This window comes from Aeromonas sp. 603607 (assembly GCF_049171595.1).
Classification (GTDB): domain Bacteria; phylum Pseudomonadota; class Gammaproteobacteria; order Enterobacterales; family Aeromonadaceae; genus Aeromonas; species Aeromonas veronii.
Genome location: NZ_JAAKOV010000026.1, coordinates 12703 through 35458, shown reverse-complemented (window position 1 = coordinate 35458; position 22756 = coordinate 12703). Strand labels below are relative to the sequence as shown.

The 22756-nt window shown below is 60.2% G+C and carries 18 protein-coding genes and 1 pseudogene; 10 read left to right on the top strand and 9 right to left on the bottom strand.

Annotation, left to right across the window (positions count from 1 at the left end; genetic code table 11):
- Positions 1-264 precede the first annotated feature (264 nt).
- On the bottom strand, positions 265-429 hold the full coding sequence (locus G5315_RS19605; protein WP_162628421.1) for a hypothetical protein: 165 nt from the start codon (positions 427-429) through the stop codon (positions 265-267).
- A gap of 137 nt (positions 430-566) precedes the next feature.
- Between G5315_RS19605 and G5315_RS19600 the strand changes: the two genes are divergently transcribed.
- Positions 567-2252 (top strand): aspartate:alanine antiporter, encoded by a 1686-nt coding sequence (locus tag G5315_RS19600; RefSeq protein WP_128815308.1) that lies wholly within the window; start codon positions 567-569, stop codon positions 2250-2252.
- Between the two features lie 304 nt (positions 2253-2556).
- Here G5315_RS19600 and fabB read toward each other — a convergent pair whose 3' ends face one another.
- Positions 2557-3768, bottom strand: a complete 1212-nt coding sequence (gene fabB, locus G5315_RS19595; RefSeq protein ID WP_216978860.1) for a beta-ketoacyl-ACP synthase I — start codon at positions 3766-3768, stop codon at positions 2557-2559.
- Positions 3769-3858: 90 nt separating this feature from the next.
- Here fabB and mnmC point away from each other — a divergent pair, with 90 nt between their 5' ends.
- The gene (gene mnmC, locus G5315_RS19590) at positions 3859-5877 is read left to right on the top strand and encodes a bifunctional tRNA (5-methylaminomethyl-2-thiouridine)(34)-methyltransferase MnmD/FAD-dependent 5-carboxymethylaminomethyl-2-thiouridine(34) oxidoreductase MnmC (protein WP_421333799.1); all 2019 of its coding nucleotides are present in this window, start codon (positions 3859-3861) and stop codon (positions 5875-5877) included.
- A gap of 108 nt (positions 5878-5985) precedes the next feature.
- On the opposite strand, the gene G5315_RS19585 is transcribed toward mnmC, so the two are convergent.
- Positions 5986-6582 carry a DUF922 domain-containing protein gene (locus G5315_RS19585; RefSeq protein WP_421333798.1) on the bottom strand — a complete coding sequence of 199 codons (597 nt, stop codon included), beginning with the start codon at positions 6580-6582 and terminating at the stop codon, positions 5986-5988.
- A 183-nt stretch (positions 6583-6765) separates the two neighbouring features.
- On the bottom strand, positions 6766-7230 hold the full coding sequence (locus G5315_RS19580) for a hypothetical protein (RefSeq protein ID WP_216953505.1): 465 nt from the start codon (positions 7228-7230) through the stop codon (positions 6766-6768).
- 195 nt (positions 7231-7425) lie between these two features.
- Here G5315_RS19580 and dcuC point away from each other — a divergent pair, with 195 nt between their 5' ends.
- The 5 genes from dcuC to G5315_RS19555 all read left to right on the top strand — a co-directional run bounded on the left by dcuC (position 7426) and on the right by G5315_RS19555 (position 13886).
- Positions 7426-8778 carry an anaerobic C4-dicarboxylate transporter DcuC gene (dcuC, locus tag G5315_RS19575; RefSeq protein WP_227342761.1) on the top strand — a complete coding sequence of 451 codons (1353 nt, stop codon included), beginning with the start codon at positions 7426-7428 and terminating at the stop codon, positions 8776-8778.
- 91 nt (positions 8779-8869) lie between these two features.
- Positions 8870-10516 (top strand): bifunctional metallophosphatase/5'-nucleotidase, encoded by a 1647-nt coding sequence (locus tag G5315_RS19570; protein WP_227342759.1) that lies wholly within the window; start codon positions 8870-8872, stop codon positions 10514-10516.
- 187 nt (positions 10517-10703) lie between these two features.
- The gene (locus G5315_RS19565) at positions 10704-12347 is read left to right on the top strand and encodes a hypothetical protein (protein ID WP_227342758.1); all 1644 of its coding nucleotides are present in this window, start codon (positions 10704-10706) and stop codon (positions 12345-12347) included.
- Between the two features lie 145 nt (positions 12348-12492).
- Positions 12493-12996, top strand: coding sequence for a M48 family metallopeptidase (locus G5315_RS19560; RefSeq protein ID WP_227342756.1), 504 nt, complete (start codon positions 12493-12495; stop codon positions 12994-12996).
- 26 nt (positions 12997-13022) lie between these two features.
- Positions 13023-13886 (top strand): DUF2927 domain-containing protein, encoded by an 864-nt coding sequence (locus G5315_RS19555; protein ID WP_421333796.1) that lies wholly within the window; start codon positions 13023-13025, stop codon positions 13884-13886.
- A 172-nt stretch (positions 13887-14058) separates the two neighbouring features.
- Here G5315_RS19555 and G5315_RS19550 read toward each other — a convergent pair whose 3' ends face one another.
- Positions 14059-14310, bottom strand: coding sequence for a DinI family protein (locus G5315_RS19550; RefSeq protein WP_129503940.1), 252 nt, complete (start codon positions 14308-14310; stop codon positions 14059-14061).
- 74 nt (positions 14311-14384) lie between these two features.
- A complete protein-coding gene (locus tag G5315_RS19545; RefSeq protein WP_421249972.1) occupies positions 14385-16811 on the bottom strand; it encodes a DNA polymerase II in 2427 nt (808 codons plus the stop codon).
- 166 nt (positions 16812-16977) lie between these two features.
- On the opposite strand from G5315_RS19545, the pseudogene G5315_RS19540 reads away from it, so the two are divergent.
- The 3 genes and pseudogenes from G5315_RS19540 to G5315_RS19530 all read left to right on the top strand — a co-directional run bounded on the left by G5315_RS19540 (position 16978) and on the right by G5315_RS19530 (position 19260).
- A pseudogene (locus G5315_RS19540) lies at positions 16978-17469 on the top strand (prolyl-tRNA synthetase associated domain-containing protein).
- A 208-nt stretch (positions 17470-17677) separates the two neighbouring features.
- Positions 17678-18916, top strand: coding sequence for a GGDEF domain-containing protein (locus G5315_RS19535; protein WP_219296629.1), 1239 nt, complete (start codon positions 17678-17680; stop codon positions 18914-18916).
- A complete protein-coding gene (locus G5315_RS19530) occupies positions 18916-19260 on the top strand; it encodes a hypothetical protein (protein ID WP_421207272.1) in 345 nt (114 codons plus the stop codon). The genes G5315_RS19535 and G5315_RS19530 overlap by 1 nt, the downstream gene beginning before the upstream one ends.
- Positions 19261-19501: 241 nt before the next feature.
- Here G5315_RS19530 and G5315_RS19525 read toward each other — a convergent pair whose 3' ends face one another.
- The 3 genes from G5315_RS19525 to lpxM all read right to left on the bottom strand — a co-directional run bounded on the left by G5315_RS19525 (position 19502) and on the right by lpxM (position 22693).
- Positions 19502-20362: a PA4780 family RIO1-like protein kinase gene (locus G5315_RS19525; RefSeq protein ID WP_421252645.1), complete on the bottom strand. Its 861-nt coding sequence runs from the start codon at positions 20360-20362 to the stop codon at positions 19502-19504.
- Positions 20363-20557: 195 nt separating this feature from the next.
- Complete coding sequence (locus G5315_RS19520) at positions 20558-21553, bottom strand: lauroyl-Kdo(2)-lipid IV(A) myristoyltransferase (protein ID WP_421333794.1); 996 nt, start codon at positions 21551-21553, stop codon at positions 20558-20560.
- Positions 21554-21703: 150 nt separating this feature from the next.
- Positions 21704-22693 carry a lauroyl-Kdo(2)-lipid IV(A) myristoyltransferase gene (gene lpxM, locus G5315_RS19515; RefSeq protein WP_031227861.1) on the bottom strand — a complete coding sequence of 330 codons (990 nt, stop codon included), beginning with the start codon at positions 22691-22693 and terminating at the stop codon, positions 21704-21706.
- Positions 22694-22756: the final 63 nt, after the last annotated feature.

Sequence of the window (22756 nt, the reverse complement as noted above, 5' to 3'; positions counted from 1 at the left end):
GCGGCTTTCAGGGCGATGAACAAGTTTCATAAACAGGGTTATCCACAGATTCTGTGGGTAAGTGCAGCAAGCCCTGTCAGGACGCGGGATTGCCCTTGATGGCCCCCGGCAAAGAGTCATTTTGCTGGCCAACCTGATTTTATGCTGTTTTTTAGCCCCCTCAGGAACAGCGGGGTGACAGGCTCTATTGGCACTTTTCAGAGGCATCTTTTTGCCAACCCTTTTCCCGTGGGCGAACGGGCAAATATCAAGCTGACTTGCCCCTCAGCCAACCATGGCGGCCATCGGTTGAATCTGCTGAAACTGATCCCCGCCAAGCGGCTGAACAGCAGAATCTAAAATATCGGCCTGCGCCAGAGCACTTCGGTCGCGGGCAGCAGATTTCACTAATTGACAACGACGGTTACAGCAAAAATTGCCAGATTTCATCCGCTTGTCTCCCTATCACGCCGCAGGTTCCACAAATAGCGTCCGATAACGTCCGATTAATCGCACCCTTGCGCTTCTTTATTGGGGATAGATCCGGCACAATATCGACCCCACTTTTTTCCTCGGTTTTTCCGGGCATGACCATAGATTTCGTGACACTGCTACATCAAAGCGACTCCCTGCTGCTGTTCGTGGTATTGGCCTTCGGCCTGCTGCTGGGCAAGGTGCGAATTGGCAACTTTCAGATTGGCAACACCATCGGCGTGTTGTTCACCGCCCTGCTGTTCGGCCAGATGGGCTTCGAATTTGCAGCCACCACTGAAAACGTCGGCTTTATGCTGTTCATCTTCTGTGTAGGGATCGAGGCGGGCCCTCACTTCTTCAGCGTCTTCCTGCGCGACGGCATCCACTACATCACCCTGACCCTGGTGATCTTGCTGACCGCCCTGTTGCTGACGGTGGGGCTGGCCAAGTTCTTCAATCTGGGGCCGGGCATGGCGGCGGGGATCCTGGCGGGTTCCCTCACCTCGACCCCGGCGCTGGTGGGTGCCCAGGATGCCTTGCGCAGTGGTCTGCTCAACCTGCCCCATCAGACCGATATGCAGGCGGTGCTCGACAACATGGGCATCGGCTACGCCCTGACCTATCTGGTGGGCCTGGTGGGTCTGATGCTGGTCGTGCGATACCTCCCTTCGCTGGCACGGCTCGATCTCAACACCGAGGCGCAAAAAATTGCCCGTGAGCGGGGTCTCTCCGACAGCGACAGTCGCAAGACCTACCTGCCCATCATCCGCGCCTATCGGGTTGGCCCCGAACTGGCTGCCTGGATTGGTGGCCGCACCCTGCGTGAAACCGGCATCTATCCCCACACCGGCTGTTATGTGGAGCGGATCCGCCGCAACGGCATTCTCGCCAGTCCCGATGGCGATGCCGTCATTCAGGAAGGGGACGAGATCGCGCTGGTCGGCTATCCCGAGAGCCACGAGAAGCTGGACGTCAACTACCGCAACGGTAAAGAGGTGTTTGATCGCAACCTGCTCGACCTGCAGATCGTCACCGAAGAGATCGTGGTAAAGAATGACTCCGTGGTAGGCCGCCATCTGGTGGAGCTCAACCTCACCGAGAAAGGGTGCTTCCTCAACCGGGTGGTACGCTCCCAGATCGAGATGCCGTTCGATCGCAACATCATGCTGCAAAAGGGCGACGTGTTGCAGATCAGCGGCGAGAAGCAGCGGGTCAAACTGCTGGCCAACAAGATCGGCTTTATCAGCATCCACAGCCAGACCACGGATCTGGTGGCCTTCACCACCTTCTTCGTACTCGGCCTGCTGATCGGCTCCGTTTCGCTGGTGTTCGGTCAGATCGAATTCGGTCTCGGCAACGCAGTCGGCCTGCTGCTGGCAGGCATTCTGATGGGTTACCTGCGGGCCAACCACCCGACGGTCGGCTATGTGCCGCCCGGCGCGCTCAGATTGGCCAAGGATCTCGGTCTGGCGGTCTTTATGGTGAGCACGGGCCTGAAAGCCGGTGGCGGCATCCTCGACCACCTCAGCGAGGTGGGTACGGTAGTGCTCTTCTCCGGCATGCTGGTGACCACCTTGCCGGTGCTGGTTGGCTATCTGTTCGGGGTCTGGGTGCTCAAGATGAACCCGGCGCTGCTGCTCGGTGCCATCACAGGTGCCCGTACTTGTGCCCCGGCGATGGATGTGGTCAACGAGGCCGCCAACAGCTCCATTCCGGCGCTTGGCTATGCAGGTACCTATGCGGTGGCCAACGTGATGCTGACGCTGGCAGGCTCCTTTATTATCGGCTTCTGGTTCTAACCAGTAACCATCAAATTACCGCTAACAAAGAAGGGAGCATCAGGCTCCCTTCTTGCTATCTGCCTTTCTCCCAAGATGCGGAGCAGGCTTATTGGTGTAATCTCACCTGACACCAACCATCAGCGCTGAACTCTGCCCCCTATCCTACAATGGTTGACGCTCTGCTCTGCTCTGCTCTGCTCTGCTCTGCTCTGCTCTGCTCTGCTCTGCTCTGCTCTGCTCTGCTCTGCTCTGCAATGAGTGATGGCAGATCACGGAAACAAAAAAAGCGCCCTGAGGCGCTTTTTTCATATCAACCGGATAATCATGCTTTGAACTTGCTGAACACCAGGGAGGCGTTGGTACCGCCAAAGCCGAAGCTGTTGGACATGACGGTGTTGAGCTCGGCCTCTTCGTACTCGCGCACGATGGGCAGACCTTCGGCCTTCTCGTCCAGAGTCTCGATGTTGATGCTGGGAGCGATAAAGCCGTGCTCCATCATCAGCAGTGAGTAGACAGCCTCGTGCACGCCGGCAGCGCCGAGCGCATGGCCGGTCATCGCCTTGGTGGCAGAGATCTTGGGACCGTTGGCACCAAACAGAGTCTGGATGGCTTCCAGCTCCTTGGTATCGCCAACCGGGGTGGAGGTACCGTGGGTGTTGATGTAATCAACCTTGCCAACCCCCTGCATTGCCATCTTCATGCAACGCACCGCGCCTTCGCCGCTCGGCGCGACCATGTCATAGCCATCGGAGGTAGCACCGTAACCGGTCAGCTCGGCATAGATGTGAGCACCACGGGCCAGCGCATGTTCCAGCTCTTCGATCACTAGGATGCCGCCGCCACCGGAGATAACGAAACCATCGCGATTCGCATCATAGGTACGGGAGGCTTTTTCCGGCATGTCGTTGTACTTGGTGGAGAGGGCCCCCATGGCGTCAAACTGGATGGTAGAGGACCAGTCCAGCTCTTCACCGCCACCGGCGAAGACCACATCCTGTTTGCCAAGCTGGATCAGCTCAAGCGCGTGACCGATGCAGTGAGCAGAGGTGGCGCAAGCTGAACTGATGGAGTAATTGACACCCTTGATCTGGAACGGGGTCGCCAGGCAAGCAGAGGTGGTGGAGGACATGGTGCGCGGCACCATGTAAGGGCCCACACGCTTGACCCCTTTCTCGCGGGCGATGTCCACAGATTCCGAGGTGTTCTTGCCGGAGGCACCACCTGAACCGACAACCAGGCCGGTACGCTCGTTGGAGACCTGATCTTCCGCCAGACCGGCATCTTCAATGGCCTGCTGCATGGAGAGATAGGCGTAGGCCGCAGCGTCGCCCATGAAACGCATGACTTTACGGTCGATCAGTTCAGACGGATCGAGTTTGATGTTACCCCAGACACGGCTGCGCAGGTTGTGCTGCTCGAACTGCTCGGAATAGGTGATGCCGGATTTACCTGCTTTCAGGGAGGCCAGCACTTCTTCCTTGTTGTTGCCGATACTGGAGATGACGCCGATACCGGTGATCACTGCTCTTCTCATTAATTCATCTCGTCTGGAAAAACTGGCGCCAAGTCTACCCGCTTTCGGCTGCCAAACTGGTCTGCTTTCACGTAGAATGCCCGCGATTTTGTGACGCGAGCCGAGGAAAACGTGAGTCAAACATCCTTACATCATGCCCGATTGGACTGGAATGAAGCGGGAACTCCTGTCTCCAGTGACTTCGGGGATGTGTACTTTTCCAATGATAACGGTCTAAGTGAAACCCGCTACGTCTTTTTGCAGCAAAACCGGCTACCTGCGCGATTTTCGCACCACGATAGTGACAGTTTCGTGATAGGTGAAACAGGTTTCGGCACAGGCCTTAACTTTCTGGCGACAATGCAAGCCTTCCTGGAACAGGCGCCCCAATCCGGTAACGGCTCCCGTCTGCACTTCATCAGTTTCGAGAAATACCCCCTGACCCAAGACGATCTGCGCAAGGCGCTGGCCGCCTGGCCTGAACTTGGCCACTTGAGCCAGGATCTTGTCGCCCAGTGGCCGCTGCCGCTTTCCGGTTGCCACCGCCTGCATTTTGCGGGCGGCCGCATTCGCCTCGATCTCTGGTTGGGCGATATCAAGGACATGATGCCGCAACTGCCCCACCACGCTGAGGGGCTGGTGGATGCCTGGTATCTGGATGGTTTTTCCCCGGCCAAGAACCCGGAAATGTGGACACAGGAGCTGTTTGATGGTCTCGCTCGCCTCGCCCGTCCCGATTGCTCCATCGCCACCTTTACCTGTGCCGGTTTTGTCCGTCGCGGCCTGATTGCTGCAGGCTTTGCCATGAAGAAGGTGAAAGGGCATGGTAGCAAGCGGGAGATGCTGGTGGGTGATCGCACCGACAAGCAGCCGCAGCATACCATCGCCCCCTGGTATGCCCGTCCTGCCGGACGCACTGGCGAGGTGGTGATCATCGGCGGCGGCATCGCCTCGGCCATGACGGCGCTCTCTCTGGTGGAGCGGGGTCGCAAGGTGACGTTGCTGTGTGCAGATGGCGAACCGGCCACCGGCGCTTCCGGCAACCGCCAGGGCGCGCTCTACCCCCTGCTCAACGGCGAGCACGATGCCCTGTCACGCTTCTATTCCCTCGCCTTTGGCTATGCCCGCCAACGGCTGCTGACGTTGGCCGAACGCCATCCTATCGCTTTCGAATTATGCGGAGTGACACAGCTCGGTTATGACGACAAATCGGCAGCCAAGTTGGTGAAAATGAGCCAGGGCCCCTTCCCGTCCGAACTGATGCATCCCCTCTCTACAGCAGAGGTAGAGCAGGTGGTTGGCCTGCCCTGTGGCCACAGCGGCGTCAGTTACCCGCTGGGAGGCTGGCTCTGTCCGGCCGATCTCACCCGAGCCGCTATTAAAGAAGCACAAGCCAGCGGCCTGCTTGAGGTGGTGTTCAACACCGAGGTGGTTGCCATTGCCGAGCAGACAGATGCTTGGCACATAGAGAGCCAGGACGGTCGCCACTGGCAGGCCCCCAATCTGGTGGTCGCCGCCGGTCACCAGTTGCCAGCACTGCTCCCCTTTGCCGAGCTGCCGCTCTATCCGGTGCGCGGTCAGGTAAGCCATGTGCCGACCTCGGCCAGCTTGCGTCAGCTCGAGACCGTGCTCTGCTACGATGGCTACCTCACACCTATGCACAACGATCAACACTGTATTGGTGCCAGCTATGGCCGCAACCAGAGCAGCCTTGAGTTTCGTGCCGAGGAGCAAATCCAGAATCAGGTGCGGTTGCAAGCCTGCCTGCCGGAGCAAACCTGGCCCGCCGAAGTGGATGTGAGCGGCAACGAGGCGCGCGTAGGGGTGCGTTGTGCCAGTCGGGATCACCTTCCGGTGGTGGGGCCAGTGGCCAGATTGCAAGGTCTGGCGGATCACTATGCGCAGCTGCAGCATGATCAGCACAATGCCCAGCCACTCCCCCTTCACCCCGGCCTCTATGTGCTGGGGGCGCTCGGCTCGCGGGGCCTCTGCTCGGCGCCGCTCTGTGGTGAGCTGCTCGCCAGCGAGATCTGCGGCGATCCCCTGCCGCTGGCCGCCGATCTGCTGGAAGTGCTCCACCCTGCCCGTTACTGGGTACGCAAGCTGCTCAAGGGCAAAGCACTAGTCTGAACCGGACTCTGCAAACAAATAGAATGGCCGCCCATCGGGCGGCCATTCTATTTATCAAATCATTCGATAAAGAGGCGTGTTGGCAGGATATCGGACCCTCTATAGCGCTCACTTGGGCCAATGCACCCCGAGCTGTTCGCCATAACCCGTCTGACGCTGGAAATCGTCTACCCGTGCCTTCACCTTGTTCAATTCGCCACTGCCCGCAGCCCAGGCGGCATAGCGCAACGCCTGGCAATCTGCATGGCCTGGTAGTGCCGCAATCGCCCCGCCCACCTGATTTCCGCCTTGCAGCACCATCTCTTTGAAACGGGATTCATAGTCAAACATGCTGGAGAGCAGCCGACCCCAGCGCTGGCGAGCAGGGTCACTCCCCTCCGAACTCTGACGCCAGCGGGGCAACAATACAGTGGCATGAGTCGTTACCGTTACCCGTTTGAGCTGGCAACGCCCCGGCAACTGGTCGGTTTCCAGCTGCCAGTCCACCTGATAACTCGCCTTGCCGAGCACAGGCTTGCCATTCACCTTGGGAGCACTCTGGGCAATCGCCCGGGCAAGCTGCTCCGGACCGGTTGCATTGACCTCATAAAAACGGACATTGATGCGGGACTCTGGCACCACTTGCGGCCGGCTCGGCTGAGCCTGACTCATCAGGGGCAACAGCAATAGCACGCTCCCCACTACTCCATAAACCTTGCTGACCATGCCAGACTACCTTCCTTGATTGCACGGGCGGAGTACCAACCTTGGTGAAACCCACCGCCACACAGATGACGGGTATAGCCTATGTGTGACCAAGAGGCGGCGCAATACAATGATGAGCCCAGAAATCAGAGCAAGCTCACAGGTTGCGTGAGCAAAGTATGGCACAAGGATGAAACTGTATTTTTATTGAGCAGGACGACTGATGCGCTGCCAGTCGAGGTGATAGTTTTTCACATTGATGTCATGACCATCTATCTGAATGAAATGATCATTTTTAAGACGGTTGGCAAAAAAGTCCTGATCTGCCCCCTCATTGAGCCACAGCTCGCAAAGTCCCCGTTTTCCCTCTTTGGCATAAAATCTCGGGGTGACCAGCAACGCGACCCCATCTACCCGGATGGCATGACGGGCCAGGCAGTTTGCTTCGGTGGTTTTGGATGCCAGCGCGGCAAAACGGGGTCTGTTCCCCTCGGCAACCACCAGTACGCCGTAAGAGTGAGGAGCCATGAGACGCCGCATGGCGACCGCCTGATGAGGACCGGTTTGATGAAAACCGTCATTGGTTACCGCAAACACGCAAGTAGGTGAAAATAGCATCGCGAGCAGGAAAAGAGAGCGTTTAATGCCTGAAAAATCACCAATCACCATATAAAAGCCTCAAAAGACAACCAAGGCTGGCAAGGGTAGGTAGCCAAACCCGCTGGGTAAAGTACCTTTACCTTTCTTTAATTCTGTTCATGGGGTTAAACGTTGATTTAGCTCACACAACATCCTGTTTCCAGTCGCCACTCTACCCCTATCGGAATAGACTCCTTCCACTCTCATCCAATCAGAAGGCAACATATGCTGGAACTCATTGTTGGCACCCTGGTCACCCTGGTGGTGGGCCGTGCCATTTTCAAAGGATACTCCGCAACCGGGGTGCTGCTGAGCGGCGGCTTGCTGCTGCTGGTCATCACCGCCATGATGGGCAAGCCGGTATTGCCGAGCAAGGTGGTCAGCACCGGCTATATCGCAACCGATATCTTCGAATACGTCCGCTTCCTGCTCAATGATCGTGGCGGTGGACTGGGGATGCTGATCATGGTGCTCTGTGGCTTCGCCGGCTACATGAGCCATATCGGCGCCAACACCATTCTGGTCAAGCTGGCCAGCAAACCGCTCGGCATCATCAAATCCCCCTATATCCTGCTGGTGGCTGCCTATCTGGTGGCCTGCGCCATGTCGCTGGCGGTGAGCTCCGCTACCGGCCTCGGCGTGCTGCTGATGGCCACCCTGTTCCCGCTGATGGTCAACATGGGGATCTCCCGTGGCGCGGCTGCGGCCGTGTGCGCCTCGCCAGCCGCTATCATTCTGGCACCGACCTCAGGGGACGTGGTGATGGCTGCTCAGGCCGCCAACATGCCGCTGCTGGATTTTGCCTTCAAGCTGACCCTGCCCATCTCGCTGGTGGCGATCGCCTGCATGGCGGTGACCCACTTCTTCTGGCAGCGCTACCTTGATCAAAAATCCGGTGAGCACAACGAGCCGGTCGCCCCGGGTGATCTGGTGACGACTGCGCCTGCCTTTTACGCCATCCTGCCTTTTACCCCCATCATCGGAGTGCTGGTGTTTGACGGCAAATGGGGTCCGCAGCTGGATATCGTCACCATCATCGTCATGTGCATGGTGCTGGCCAGCCTGCTGGAGCTGGTGCGGATCCGCAATGGCAAGGAGCTGCTGGACGGTCTGCAGGTCTGCTGGCGCAACATGGCTGATGCCTTTGCCGGTGTGGTCATGCTGCTGGTCGGTGCCGGTGTCTTCGCCCAGGGTCTGATGACCGTCGGCTTTATCGACACCCTGCTGGCTCACGCGCAGGATCTCGGTTCGGGTGGTCTGATCATGATGCTGTCACTGGTAGTGATCACCACCCTGGCCGCCTTCACCACCGGCTCGGGCAATGCTCCCTTCTACGCCTTCGTGGAGTTGATCCCCAACCTGGCCAGCAGCCTTGGCATCAACCCGGCCTATCTGGTGATCCCGATGCTGCAAGCCTCCAACCTGGGTCGCACCATTTCTCCGGTCTCCGGGGTGGTGGTCGCCTGTGCGGGGATGGGCAAGCTCTCGCCGTTCGAGGTGGTCAAGCGCACCAGTATGCCGGTCGCCGTCGGCCTGCTGGTGGTGATCGTCGCCACCCAGATCATGGTACCCGCCTGATCGCTGACCAGCCCGGCACCCTGCCGGGCTGGTATCCTACCCCTCCTTTGCAGTAGACTCGGTGCTCATTTTCCCCCTAAGGAGGACCGAGATGAGTATTACGGTTCAACTTGCCCATTTCAGTGATTGCCACTCCCACTTCGATGGCGCGCCCATGAGCTTCTCCCCTGTCGGTGAAGGCCAGTGGCGCACCCAGTGCGGCGGTTATGCCCGGATCCTGACCCGACTGACCCAACTGCGTGCCAAAGCCGCAGCAGCCGGCCAGCGTTTTCTATTTCTGCACGGTGGCGACTCCTTTCAGGGTTCGCTCTATTTCAACCGCTTCAAAGGGCGCGCCAACGCCGACCTGCTCGCCATGCTGGCCCCCGATGCCATGGTACTTGGCAACCACGAGTTCGATCTGGGCAACGGCCCGCTGGTGGAGTTCTTGCGCCAGCTCGATTTTCCGGTGCTGGCCGCCAATCTGGACAACAGTCAGGAGCCAGCCGACACGCCGCTGGGGCTGTGGGATATTCCCCACCTCTACGACGCCCATCAGCCCTGGCATCGTCGGGTGATCGACGGGGTTCCCTTTGCACTGCTCGGCATCACCCTCGCCCAGATGGCTGCCATCGCCAACCCGGATCCCCACACCCGTTTCCACGCGGTCGCCGACACCCTCACCAGGGTGTTGCAGGAGATCAAGCGCGAAGGGATCCAGCATATCGTGCTGCTGAGCCACCTCGGGCTGGATCAGGACAAGCTGCTGGCCGAACGCTTCCCCGAGCTCAGTCTCATCATCGGCGGCCACACCCACAGCCTGCTCGGCGATCTCGCGCCGCTGGGTCTGCCAAGCGAAGGCAGTTATCCGCTGATGAACAACGGGGTGGCTATTTTGCATGCTGGCCACAGCGCCCTCTGCCTCGGTGTCTGCGAGCTCACCTTCGATGAGGCGGGCCGCGTCGTGCAGAGTCAGGGTCAGCTGGAGTGGCTCCCCTGGCAGCCCTGGCCGTACGCCTCCACGCCACCTGTCGGGCTCACCTTCTGTGAGCCGGACCCACAGCTTGAACAACATCTGGCCAAACGCTACCGGCCGGAGATTGAAACCATGAGCCAGCGCATCGTCACCCGACTGGCGGCGCCACTTCCCCATCAGCGGCTGCCGGATGCCACCCAGCCCCACGGCAGCCAGCTCGCCCCGCTGGTGGCCCGCGCCATGCTGACCGCCGCCCGTGAACAGGTAGGCGAGGTGGACTTTGCCCTGCACAATGCTGGCGGCGTGCGCTGCTCGCTGGAGCCGGGCCCCCTGAGCGAAGCGGATATCGCCGGTCGCCTGCTGCCGTTTGCCATTCCCCTCACCCTCTATCGGGTGCACGGTCACGAGTTGGCGGAGGCACTGGAGAATGCCATCGACAACGCCACCAACAACGGCGTGGTCGGCAATGGCAACGGCAGCTTCCCCTACACCGCGGGGGTGCGATTCACCTATCAGGCCGATCGGCCCAAGGGCCAGCGCATCACCCGACTGGAGTGGGAAGCCGCCCCCGGCCAGTGGCAAGCGGTCAATGCCGAACAGGTCTATCGCGGAGTGTCGAGCGCCTATACCGCCTCCGGCAAGGAGGGCTACACCGCACTGGCGCGTACCCTGACCCAGCACAATCAGGAGCTCGGCATCACCCTGGCCGACGCCTTTATCCGCTGGGCCCGTCACCTGCCGACACTGGAAGCGCAGCCGCCCCTGCTTGAGTACCTCAGTTGATGCAGAGGGGGGATGGCTTGCTACATCCCCTGACGGCCAATTTTGCCGCAGCCAGCGCCCGGTTCCCTGCAAGAACCGGGCTTTTTCGAGAATATTTGCCCCACACGGGCCCGCCCCATTGCATCGCACTCACTAGCTCGGCAAGATAGGCCCGCTTTCAAGACCAGCTGCAGGAACAGGCGACTTCATGAATCACTCCATCCGTTTCACTCCCCCTCGCGTCAACCCGGGTATCAAGCCAGCCATCGTGCTGCTTACCGCCCTGCTGGCGCTGCTCTTCTGTCTGCGCAACCCGCTCTTCCATACCATGGCGCCAGGCTTTGATGCCTCGCTGTTCGCGGTGATGGGCAAGATGTGGAGCGAAGGTGGCGTGCTCTATCGCGACATGATCGACATCAAGGGGCCGATGATCTTCGCCCTCGATGCGCTGGGCTATCGAATGGGGGGATTTGTCGGGATCTGGACACTGGAGTGGGTGCTCTGCTGGCTCGGATTGCTGGCCAGCTGGCAGGCCTTTGCACAGCTCGGACTCTCGTTCAAGGCACGCCTCGGCGCCATGCTGGCGGTGCTGGCTCTCTACGGCACCCGTTACTACTACGGCAACATGACTGAGGACTGGACCTTCCACCTCGCCCTCATCGCCCAGTGGGCCTTCATTACCCTGCTGCTGGACAAGGGATTTCGCTGGTGGCCGGCACTGGTGGCGGCACTCACCTTCGCCATCGTCGCCTGGATGCGCACCAACAACGGCGCCTTCTGGGGGGCCTGGTATCTGGTGCTGTTCTGCCACTGGTGTCTGCAAGAGAAGTGGCGTGACGCCATTCTGCTGCTCATCTCCAGCCTGCTGGGGCTGGCGCTGATTGGCGGCCCGCTTTACGCCTACTTCCAGCAGCATGATCTGCTGGCGGCCTTCAAATACTACGCCTTCGACATCTTCTTCGAAGGGAGCTACGGCAATGGCTTCTCCCCCATGGTGGGCGCCGTCGGCCTGCTGCGCACCGGCCTTATCATGCTGCTACCCGCCTTCATCATTCTGATGCTGAGCCGCCGTCAGGAGTGGTATCTGCCCGCCCTGCTGGCGACCCTGTTTGGGGTACTGTTTACCCTGATCGCCAACTCGGTCTCCGGCCATGTGTTCGATCACTACGACGTGCTCTATCTGCAACTGGCAGTGCTGCCGCTGGCGGTATTGCTGGATCGCAGCGAACAACAGGCTGATGCGATCGGCCTGCTCTGCATCTCGCTGGTGGTACTCACTGCCAGCTGGCTGCTGGCCCAGCAGCTCGCCTTTGGCTGGAGCACCAAGGAGTGGTCCCTCGAACGGGTCAACGAGGTGCTCGGCACCAGCCTGCTGTGGGCGCTGCCGGTGCTGATCCTCATCCCTCTCTGGCGCGCCTGGGATGTGCGCAGTGCCACCCCCTGGCTGGCAACGCTGGCCATGCTGCTGCTGATGATCAACAACGCCTGGGAAGGCACCCTCAAAGGTCGCCCTTTCAATCCGGCAGCTCAGGTACGGGTTGATCGCATCAAGGCCGAGACAGTCCCGAGCGACAAGATCTGGGTCGATGGCATCCAGCCGCAATATTATCTCTGGACCGATCGCCAGCCGGCTTCCGCCTACCTCTTCTTTGCCAACGTCAATCCGCCCTATGACGTGCGCGAGCGGGTGCTGGCCGATATCCAGCGCCAGAGCCCGAAGTTCATCATCGCCAAGCCGGATCGGGTGAGCGAGGAGCTGAAAAAGCCGAGCTCCCCTTCCCATCTCGCCTTCTATCAATACCTGACCAGCCACTATGAAGAGGTGGATCCGGGTCTCTATCGCCGACGCTGATCGTCAATACGCCCCGCAGGGCTGCCATTGTTGCAATGGCCGCCCTTTTTCTTGCGCCAGAGCCCCCTTGCAGCAGCGGCCCGCAGTAGGCAAGCCCGCCCGAGATAACTACAATGACGCTCTTTTTGATGTAACGAGTGACACCATGGCGGAACTGACTTATCTGGGCGGCTATCCCGACCCCCTCAAGGCACAGGTACAACAGCTGATTGCGGCGGGCAAGCTTGGGGAGATGCTGGCCAAACGCTATCCGGAGAGCCACCAGATCCAGAGCGACAAGGCGCTGCTCGCCTACACCATGGAGCTGAAGAACCGCTACCTCAAGAGCTCGGCGCCCCTGTCAAAGGTGGTGTTCGATGGCAAGATCAACGTGATCAAGGATGCCCTCGGTCTGCACACCTACGTCAGCCGAGTGCAGGGCAGCAAGCTCAAGGCCAAGAACGAGATCCGCATCGCCGCCCTGTTCAAGGAGGCACCGCCCCCATTCCTGAAAATGATCGTGGTGCACGAGCTGGCCCATATCAAAGTGAAGGATCACAACAAGAGCTTCTACCAGCTCTGCCAGCACATGGAGCCCGACTATCATCAACTGGAGTTTGATCTCAGGCTCTGGCTCACCTGGCGCGATATCGACAAGGCCAACCGCTAGGTAGACAACCGTTTCAGGGAGGAAACATGTCATTTGCCGCCACCCCCTTTGGTGCCACCCGCCTTATTGCCACTTTGGTAATGACCAGCTTGGGCCGCGCTGACTATCCCCGCAGCGCGTCACGTGGGCTGCTGGCCCTGCTGCTTCTGCTCGCGGGCCACAGCGCCCGGGCCGATGAGCGCTGGCAGAGCGACAGCTATCTCACCGAGAGCTTTATGGCCATCGCCATGGAGCGGGAATATGGCGAAGCCAGGCAGACCCGTTTTGCCCGCTGGCAGCAGCCGATCCGGCTGCAACTTATCAACGAATCGGGTGACAAGCCGCTGCAGGCCGACGTGGTGAAGGTACAGGCAGCCCATCTGGCCCGCATCACCGGCCACTCCATCAGCATGGTGACCGCAAAGCCCAACCTCACCCTGATCATGACCGACTACAGCAAGATGAAGAGCTGGGCCAACCGCACCATGGGGGGGGATCCATCAGTCAAGATGGCACTCAAGGAAGGGCTCTGCCTTGCCAACTTCGCAACCAATGCGAAACACGAGATCAGCCGTGCCACCATCATCATTCCGGTAGACTACAGCAGAGCCAAGGGGCGTTTTCTCGACTGCGTGGTGGAGGAGTTCACCCAGGTGATGGGTCTGCCCAACGACTCGGACAAGGTGTTTCCCTCCATCTTCAATGACAACAGCATCGACAGCTTTTTGACCGGGCTGGACTATGTGCTGCTCAAGATGGCCTATCACCCGGCCCTCAAAGCCGGAATGAGCAGTGCCGAGATCCGCGCCGCACTGCCCATTGCGCTGGCCGACCTGCGCGCCAAAGGGGAGATCCGCGAAGCCAACCGCCGGGTGCAGCAGCAGAGCCTGAAAAGCTGGGCGGGACTGTAACGGCATGGCTCAACCCAGAGCCAGACAAGCCACTGCGACTCACCACCAACAAAAAACGCAGCCACCTGGCTGCGTTTTTTGTTGTATGGGTATCAGCAGTGCATTAGCAGGCATGCCCGTTTATCCGCAGCCCATTTATCCACCGCCCAGAATTATCCACTGACCATGGGGATCAGGATGCGACGTTCTCTTCCGGCATCCAGCTGTCGGCGTTCTCCCACACCTCCTGCACCATAGCTTCGGCCAGCTCTTTGTCTTCCTTGCTGGCACGGCTGACGGTCAGGGCCATGGTACTGCCCGGCGCGACCCGCACATGGATGTCGGGAAATTTTTCGCCAAGCTGCTTGAGCAGCTCCTGACGCAGCGCCTCCATGGTCGAGGTCGGGATCTGATGTTTTCTGTCGATGATGATTTCAAGACGCATAGGAAACTTCTCCATGATTTATAACTGTATTTTTATCCAGTATTCATGGGAAGTAAAGTGCCAACTTGCACCAATCAGAAAAGATCCAGCTGCTGACCACAGATCCGGTCGAACGACTCGCCGATAAAGGGCAGGATGGCATCGGCAATGGGCCGCAACTGCTTGTCGATATAGTGCTCGTAATCGATGGCGCTGCGCCGGTACTCCAGCGGCTCGGGGCCATTGAGGGTCATCAGATAGGCGATGGCGCCCCGATGCTGATAGCGCTGGGGCAGCCCGCGGCGCAGGTTCTCCTCATCGGCCAGCCGCGCCGCACGCACATGGGGCGGCACATTCTTCTGATACTCTTCGAGCTTCTGGCGCAGCCGTTTGCGGTAGATAAGCAGATCGTCGTGACGACCGGCGCGGGTCTCATCCACCATGGTGCGCACATAGCCGCTGGGATCTTCATCGTGAAACACCAGCTCGTAGAGGCGGGTCTGAAACTGCTTGGCCAGCATGGTCCAGTCGGTGCGCACCGATTCGAGCCCCTTGAACACCAGCTGTTCACTCCCCTCACTGGCCTTGCCAACCAGCCCCGCATAGCGCTTCTTGCTGCCCTTCTCCAGCCCGCGGATGGTGGGCATCAGAAAGCGGCGATAGTGGGTCTCGTACTGGATCTCGAGATAACTCGGCAGGTCGAACTCTCGCCTGATCAGTGCAGCCCAGTTATCGTTGATCATTTGCGCCAGTCGCTGGCCAATCTCGTCCGCCTCATCCGGGCTGGTCTCGCGCCCCAGATGGACAAAAGTGGAGTCGGTGTCACCATAGATCACCTCGAACCCCTTCGCCTCAATCCACTCGCGGGTCTGCTGCATGATGCTGTGACCACGCAAGGTAATTGACGAGGCAAGTCGCGGATCATAGAAACGGCAGCCCCCCGACCCCAGCACCCCGTAGAAGGAGTTCATGATGATCTTGATGGCCTGGGAGAGTGCCTTGTTGCTGGCAGCCTTGGCTCTGTCCCTCGCCGCCCACAGGGTGGCGATGAGATCCGGCAAAAAGTGCCGCTCGCGGGAGAACATGGCGCCGCGAAAACCTAGAATGGCGTGGTCGGGGTGTTGCAACCCCTCGATGAGTCCCATGGGATCGATGCAGAAGGTGCGGATGATGCTGGGATAGAGGCTCTTGAAATCGAGCACCAGCACATGGCGATAGAGACCGGGTTTGGAGTCCATCACATAGCCGCCGGGGCTCGCCAGCCCACCGTCGGCCGGCAAATTGGGGGCCACGTAGCCGCCACGATGGAGCCGCGGCAGATAGAGGTTGGTAAAGGCCGCCACCGAGCCCCCTACTCTGTCCAGCTCAAGACCAGTGAGGGAGGCGCGCTCGATGGCAAAAGGGATGAGGTGGCAGTAGTCGAAGATCTCCCACACCAGCTTGCAATCTTCCAGGTTGTAGCGAGCCAGCGCCTCCTTGTCGGAGTGGAACAGCTCGGTGATCTTCTCCCCCCGATTGGCCACATCCTCGATATCCTTGCCACGGCCAAGCAGTTCGCTCGCCACCGCATCCAGGCTGTAGCTGGCAAACTGCCAGGTGGCGCTTTTCAGGGTATCGATGCCGTCGAGCACCATGCGCCCGGGAATGATGACGTTGCCGGTCTGGGGATCGCCCCGTGACGAGCGCCAGAAGCAGAGCTCACGACCCCGCCCGAGCCGCAGCCGCCGCTTGTTAAGCTCGGCGCGGCGCAGCAGCAGGCGAAAGTCAAAATTGACCACGTTCCAGCCAATCACCAGATCGGGGTCATGCTGGCTGAACCAGCTCTCCAGCGCACTCAGCAGGGCGCTCTCGTCCTCTACCCACTGGACCTGGGTGCCCCAGCTCTCAGCATCCGCCTCCGAGGTGCCGATCATGATGACCCGCGCATCCTGTTCGCTGTAAAGGCCGACCGAGAAGAGGGCACCGTCCATGGCGCACTCCACGTCGAGGGACACCCAGGAGAGGGTTGGCGTCACCGCCTGCGGCGCGCAGCGCGCCTCGTTGACCTCCCAGTAGCCCTGCTTGCCTCCCTTCTTCACCGCCCGGCCATCGAAACGCACACCAGCTGTGATGAAACGCTCCATCAGAAACCGCTCCGGCAGCCGGATATCCGCCTCAAAGTGCTCCAGCCCGCGAATAAGCAGCAGCTCGATGGCGCGGTGAAAGGCGCTCAGGGTGGCGAAATAGCAGCCCACCACAGGGCGACCGTCGAAGGTGTGCATTGGCAGGCGGCGAAACCGCCCGCTCACCCCGGCCCCCTTGAACAGCTCGGCGGCTTCTGCCATATGGCTCTGCGGCAGGAAGAACACCGGCTCCTGTCCCGGCACCACCACCCGTACCGGCCCCTGCGCGCTCCAGAGCCACATCACGATTTCGGTGGTGGCTGCCTGCCCGTTGCGGCCGCGCACGTCCCGACCGTGGCGGGTCAGGATAAAACCGTCGAGGGGCGGAGTGGCGGGTACAGTGGGCTGGGTTGCAGTCATGAAGCGTAAAGGGGCTGTCCGAGAATGGGACTATTGTACGTTCATACAGTGCCTACTCGCAATCGTCATGCTGGCTGCGAGGCGGGAGTCAAACTGGTAAGCTCGATCCGGTCGTTATTCCCGCTCATCCCGTTCTGACCACTCTTCGCCGACAAAAGGAGTCTTTGTGGCAATCTATTCCCTGCTGGATCAGCTGGCTATCCCCTACTAGCGTGTCGATCATCCCCCCGTATTTACCTGTGAGGAGGCGAGCAAGCTGCTGCCCGACCTGCCCGCCGCCAAGACCAAGAACCTCTTTTTACGCGACCCGAAAAGCGAGCGGCTGTTTCTGGTGGTGAGTCCGGAGGAGCGCCGGGTCGATCTCAAGGCGCTGGCAGCCATGCTCGGCGTCAAGCGGCTGAGCTTTGGCTCCCCCGAGCGGCTCGATGCGGTACTCGGCCTCACCCCGGGCTCGGTGACCCTGCTCGCCATGGTGCGCGACAGGGAAAATGCGGTAGAGCTGGTGGTGGACGAGGCCATCTGGCAAGCCGAGCAGATGCAGTGCCATCCGCTGGTCAACACCGCTACCCTGATCATCCGCCTCGACGATGTGCGCCGCCTGCTGGCCCACCTCGGTCGGGAGGCCAACGTCATGCGGCTGCCGGTCATTATTGACTGACCCAAGAGTGTGGGAAGCATAAACGCTCCGGCGTCATGCCCCGCCCCTGATTAATCGAGTCAGCAGCCCTCTTGTGGCGGTTGTTGCCGCGATCGTGCCCGGATCACTTGAACCATTGCTCAACGGCGCAATTCATGCTGTGATCCGGCCCAGTCACCCGGCCCTGAGGTCGCTGCGCCGTTCTCGGCAGGAAGAGCCCAAACCCTTGATGCAGAGTCTGTTTTCCTCGGCCCAGTTGCTGAGTCTGGTGCTGTTCGTCAGCCTGTCGCACATCGGGGTCGCGGCCATTTTCGCCTACCTGTGGCATACCCAGCGACAGCTGCGCTCCCTGCTCTACTGGTCGGCCAGCGAACTGGCCATCGCCGCCGCCTTTGGCTGCCTGCTGCTGCGACCCCTTACGGGAGAGATCTCCCTTGCCAATATCCTGCTTACCAATCTGCTGATCATCGCCACCCCGCTACTCTATGAGCGGGGGCTGCGCCACTTCTTCCGGCGCGAGGCCGACCGTTTCGGCTGGCTCTGCCCGCTCCTTGCCCTCGCCGGCTTCCTGCTATTCGCTGTCACCGCCACACAGCTACCGCAGGATGACATACACAGCCGGATCGTGGTGCTATCCGGGGCCATCTCGCTGCAAATGTGCCTGCTGCTGTGGCAGCTCTGGCGCTATCAGCGGTTGGCACCCGCCTACCGGGTGCTGCGCTTTGCCATCTTGCTGCTTGCGCTGCAACTGGCCCTGCAACTGATCAGGATGGCCAAGCATCAGTGGTGGCCGGAGTCGGCTGCCTCCAGCCTGACCGATCCCCTGCTCGGCCCGGTGATCCTGCTCAGCCTGCTCTTTACCATTGCCCGCAGCTTCATTTTGCTGAGCCTGGTCCACACCCGCCAACAACAAGCCCTGCTGGCCACCCAGCGCGAGCTGGAGCGGCGCGCCAACCTGGATGCCCTGACCGGACTGGACAGCAGACACTATTTCGAACACCAGGTGGCCCTGCGTGCCCGCGAGATGGCTAGCCCCGGCCAGCTGCTGCTGATCGATCTGGACAACTTCAAGCAGATCAATGACCGCCACGGTCATCCCGCTGGCGACGCCATGCTGCGGGCGGTGGGACGGGTGATCCGGGAGAGCCTGCCGACGGCGGGGCTAGCCGGGCGCCTTGGCGGCGACGAGCTGGCGCTGCTGGTGATGGAGACTTCGCAAACGCTGCCGGCCTGCTGCCAGACCCTGCAGCAGCGGGTCGCAGACGCCACTCGGTCGCTGGCCGGTGGCCCCATCAGCCTCAGCATAGGGCTCACTTCGCTGCAGCAGGGCGAGAGCTTTGAGCAGGCCTATTCGCGCGCGGATCGGGCACTCTATGCCGCCAAACAGGCTGGCCGCCAGCGCGCCTGCATCCAGGAGCCACACCACAGCGAACCCTGGCCGCTGTGGCCTCTGGCCACCCAGACCTGATGCAACCCCTCATCGAGTGCCGGGCCGCTCGGCTGACCGACGCCCCCGCCTACCGCCGCTACGAGGCCGAATGTGGCGCCGCCGGGTTGCCGCTCTATCAGGTGGCGCAATTCGGCTCGACTCAGTGGCTGCAGGAGTTGCTCGCCCATGCCAATGGCCTGCATCTGCCGCCGGGCTACCTACCGACCACCACCTATTTTGCCCTCGAAGGGGAAGCGCTCCTCGCCACCTTGCGCCTGCGCCACGGCGACAAGCCAAGCCACCCACCAGTGGCTTGGCTATATCGATTACGAGACCATCCCACCCGCCGGGGTGAAGGTGCCGCCCGCATCCTGCTCGGTTGAGTGCAGCGCCATGTGCTCAGCGAACCTGTGCTCATCAGCTGTGACAAGACAAATCCCGCCTCGCTCAAGGTCATTGAAGCTGCAGATGGACAATGGCTGGATCGCCGCTATCATACCGGCGATCTCTGCTGGGTCCGGTTTTACCGGCTGGCCCCGGCCAAGAGGCCAGGGCTGTGCGGCAGACAATAAAAAAGATCACCACTAGGCGCTCTTTTTCCATTGACCACGGCCACCAACAAGATCAGTAGCTGTCTTCCTCTTCGGCCTTCATCCTGGCCTGACGAGCCAGTGCCTCCTCCTGGGCGCTCTCGATCTCGTGCAATACAGAATCGAGATCCACCTGCTCGCGGCTCTCCTCGAACAAGCCGGTCAACTCGCTGTCGGGGGTCAGTTTGCCATCTTCATACAGGGCCCACATCTCCCGGGCGTAGCGGGTCTTGAGCAGTTCGGGGGCATACATGCCGTAGTAGTTGCGCATGTTGTTGACGTCCCGCTCCAGCATCGCCTTGGCCTGGTTGTTGGCGGCGGCATCCACCACCTGGGGCAGGTCGATGATGACCGGGCCCTGTTCATCCACCAGCACATTGAACTCGGAGAGATCCCCGTGGATAAGACCAGCGCAGAGCATCCGCACCACATAGCGGATCACCTTGGCATGGTCGATGACCGCCTGCTCGGGGGTGAGTGCCACATCGTTAAGGCGCGGCGCGACATTGCCATCCTCATCGGTGATAAGTTCCATCAAGAGGACGCCATCGAGGCAAACATAGGGCTGCGGCACCCGCACACCGGCCGCCGCCAGCTTGAACAGGGCGTCGACCTCGGTGTTCTGCCACACCTCTTCATGCTGTTTACGGCCGTACTTGGAGCCCTTCTCCATGGCGCGAGCGCTGCGGCTGTTACGCACCTTGCGCCCCTCCTGATAGACCACAGCCTGCTTGAAGCTGCGCTTGGACGCCTCTTTATAGACTTTGGCGCAACGGATCTCGTCGCCGCAGCGCACCACATAGACGTCGGCCTCTTTGCCGCTCATCAACCGGCTGACGACCTCATCGACCAGGCCGTCATCAACCAAAGGTTGGATTCGATTTGGAATTTTCATGGCCGCCCTTTTACCCTATTTCCGCTCTCGAAGATAGCTCCGCGCACGCTCACCTGCCTCTCCCTTTCATAAGACACCCTGTTATCCCCTGTTTGCGCTGTTTTTGTCCACCCGTTCGCCTTAAAAACCACCAGCAGCAGACCAAATACGAAAGGCGCCAGTGCCAACAAAAATGGCCCGCAAGCGGGCCAATTTTCAAGGTTCGGGCGGCAAGCCCTGACGAATACGCTGGATCCCCGCTTCATAGAGGCCGTCATCCCCCTCCTGGTGCTCCAGGGTTTCGAAGATCTTGAGAAACCACATGTACTGCTCGGGATGGCGCGCCACCTGCATCTCCACCACCCGGTTCATGGCGTTGACGTCTGCCAGCAGATCGGCGGTGGGATAAGGGTCAAACGGCGGCTCGATCTCCAGCAGATAGCGCCCCTCATCCTCGTCATAGCTGGCGAAGATGGGCACCGCTCTGGCACCGGTCAGCTTCACCAGCTTGGGCAAGGCTGGCAGGGTTGCCTTGGGGCGACCAAAAAAGGGAACAAACACACTCGCCTCGCGGCCGTGATCCTGATCTGGCAGGTAGAAGAAACTGGCACCAGCGCGGATCGACTTGATCGCCGGCTTGATCCCGGCGCTGCGCTCGTACACCTTGCCCCCTTTGGCCCGCTCGCGGTTGATGTACCAGTCGAACACCTGATCTTTCGGGCTCTTCATCATGGTGCACATCTCAATGCCCATCATGGAGAAGTAGCGGCCAATCATGTCGACCGCCCAGGTATGAGGCACCACCAGGATCACTGGGCGGTCCGCAGCCTGCTCCGCTTGCACATGCTCCCAGCCGGTGACCTTGATGCGGCGGGTCAGCCGCGCCTTGCTGCGCCAGCTGAGCTCGCCAAAGCCCATAAAGGTCTTGAGCCCGACCCGGATCGATTTGAGCAGCAGCGCCTGACGTGCTGCGGCATCCAGCTCGGGAAAGCAGATCTTGAGGTTGGTATCGGCGATGTAGGCCTGCTTTTTCGAAAAACGCAGCAGGGTTGGAGAGACCATATCGGCAAAGCGATCCCTCAGTCTCGCGGGGGTAAATGCCAGCAGGGAAAGCAGGCCCAGCGCACACCAGCTGCCCCACCATTTGGGATGCAGCAGGCGGCTATGAAATGAGGTATCAAATACCGGATCTAACGCAGACATGGCGGCCATCAAGTCATCAAAAACAAACGGTTATTGTAGTTATCCTGACATTTTTTTCTACCCTGGGGAGGCTGGCCATCGACCTGCAAGGCACTGATCAGACTAGTTATCATAAAAAATGGCCCACCTGGGGCCATTTCAATCAACGCAAATTCTGGGTCAGCCGTGGGGCGACAATCCCTTGCGGATCCGCTGGATCCCCGCCTCGTAAAGGCCATCCAGCCCCTCCTGATCCTGACGGGTATCGAAGATCTTGAGGAACCACATGTACTGGCCCGGATGGCGCATCAGCTGCTGTTGCACCATGTCGTTCATGCGACAGGTATCGGCCATCACATCCTCGGTGGGATAGTTGTCGAACGGTGCCTCAATCTCCAGCCGGTAGCAGTGGTTCGCTTCGTCATAGCAGGCGAGCAGCGGCACCGCCTTGGCGCCACTGACCTGCACCAGACGGGGCAAGGCAGGCAGGGTCGCTTTGGGATAGCCAAAGAAGGGGGCAAAGATGCTCTTCTCGCGGCCATGATCCTGATCCGGCAGATAGAAGAAGCTTCGACCGCTCTTGATGGTCCTGATCACCGCCTTGATCCCGGCGCTGCGCTCATAGACGCGGCAACCGTTCTTGGCTCGTGCCCGGTTGAGGTGCCAGTCAAACACCGGATTGCGCGCCCGTTTCATCATGGTGCACATCGGCACCCCGCGCTGGGTGAAGCAGTAACCGGCGGCATCCACCGGCCAGGTATGGGGCACCACCAGGATCACCGGACGACCGGCCGCCCGCTCCGCCTCGATATGCTCCCAACCGATCACCTGCATCCGGCTCATCAGATAACGCTGGCTGCGCATGGTGAACTCGCCAAATCCCAACAGACTCTTGAGGCCGACCCGGATCGAGGTCAGTGCAATGGCATCCCGCTCTTCCGGGCTCTTGTCCGGGAAGCAGATCTCCAGATTGGTTCTGGCGATATAGATCTGTTTTTTCGAGATACGAAACACCAGCGGTGCCAAGGCTTCGGCCAAACGGTCGCGCAATCTCACCGGCACAAAGGCCAGCAACATCAGCACGCCGAGCGCCAGCCAGCTGAACCAGTAGCGGGGATGCAAAAAACGGGCTTCAAAAGAGGAGTCAAATACGGGATCTTGGGACGACATGTATCGGGGTCGAGCGAAAAAGTGGTGCTGCATTGTAGTCGTCCTGACAGGTAATACCAGTTA

Bases quoted from the DNA above. Each gene is read 5' to 3' on its own strand.
- G5315_RS19535 (WP_219296629.1), top strand. From the start codon at position 17,678: ATGCAGAGTCTGTTTTCCTCGGCCCAGTTGCTGAGTCTGGTGCTGTTC.
- G5315_RS19525 (WP_421252645.1), bottom strand. From the start codon at position 20,362: ATGAAAATTCCAAATCGAATCCAACCTTTGGTTGATGACGGCCTGGTC.
- G5315_RS19560 (WP_227342756.1), top strand. From the start codon at position 12,493: ATGGCGGAACTGACTTATCTGGGCGGCTATCCCGACCCCCTCAAGGCA.
- G5315_RS19585 (WP_421333798.1), bottom strand. From the start codon at position 6,582: ATGGTCAGCAAGGTTTATGGAGTAGTGGGGAGCGTGCTATTGCTGTTG.
- G5315_RS19600 (WP_128815308.1), top strand. From the start codon at position 567: ATGACCATAGATTTCGTGACACTGCTACATCAAAGCGACTCCCTGCTG.
- fabB (WP_216978860.1), bottom strand. From the start codon at position 3,768: ATGAGAAGAGCAGTGATCACCGGTATCGGCGTCATCTCCAGTATCGGC.
- G5315_RS19570 (WP_227342759.1), top strand. From the start codon at position 8,870: ATGAGTATTACGGTTCAACTTGCCCATTTCAGTGATTGCCACTCCCAC.
- G5315_RS19545 (WP_421249972.1), bottom strand. From the start codon at position 16,811: ATGACTGCAACCCAGCCCACTGTACCCGCCACTCCGCCCCTCGACGGT.
- G5315_RS19550 (WP_129503940.1), bottom strand. From the start codon at position 14,310: ATGCGTCTTGAAATCATCATCGACAGAAAACATCAGATCCCGACCTCG.
- G5315_RS19605 (WP_162628421.1), bottom strand. From the start codon at position 429: ATGAAATCTGGCAATTTTTGCTGTAACCGTCGTTGTCAATTAGTGAAA.
- G5315_RS19520 (WP_421333794.1), bottom strand. From the start codon at position 21,553: ATGGCCGCCATGTCTGCGTTAGATCCGGTATTTGATACCTCATTTCAT.
- G5315_RS19580 (WP_216953505.1), bottom strand. From the start codon at position 7,230: ATGGTGATTGGTGATTTTTCAGGCATTAAACGCTCTCTTTTCCTGCTC.
- lpxM (WP_031227861.1), bottom strand. From the start codon at position 22,693: ATGTCGTCCCAAGATCCCGTATTTGACTCCTCTTTTGAAGCCCGTTTT.
- dcuC (WP_227342761.1), top strand. From the start codon at position 7,426: ATGCTGGAACTCATTGTTGGCACCCTGGTCACCCTGGTGGTGGGCCGT.
- G5315_RS19555 (WP_421333796.1), top strand. From the start codon at position 13,023: ATGTCATTTGCCGCCACCCCCTTTGGTGCCACCCGCCTTATTGCCACT.
- G5315_RS19530 (WP_421207272.1), top strand. From the start codon at position 18,916: ATGCAACCCCTCATCGAGTGCCGGGCCGCTCGGCTGACCGACGCCCCC.
- G5315_RS19565 (WP_227342758.1), top strand. From the start codon at position 10,704: ATGAATCACTCCATCCGTTTCACTCCCCCTCGCGTCAACCCGGGTATC.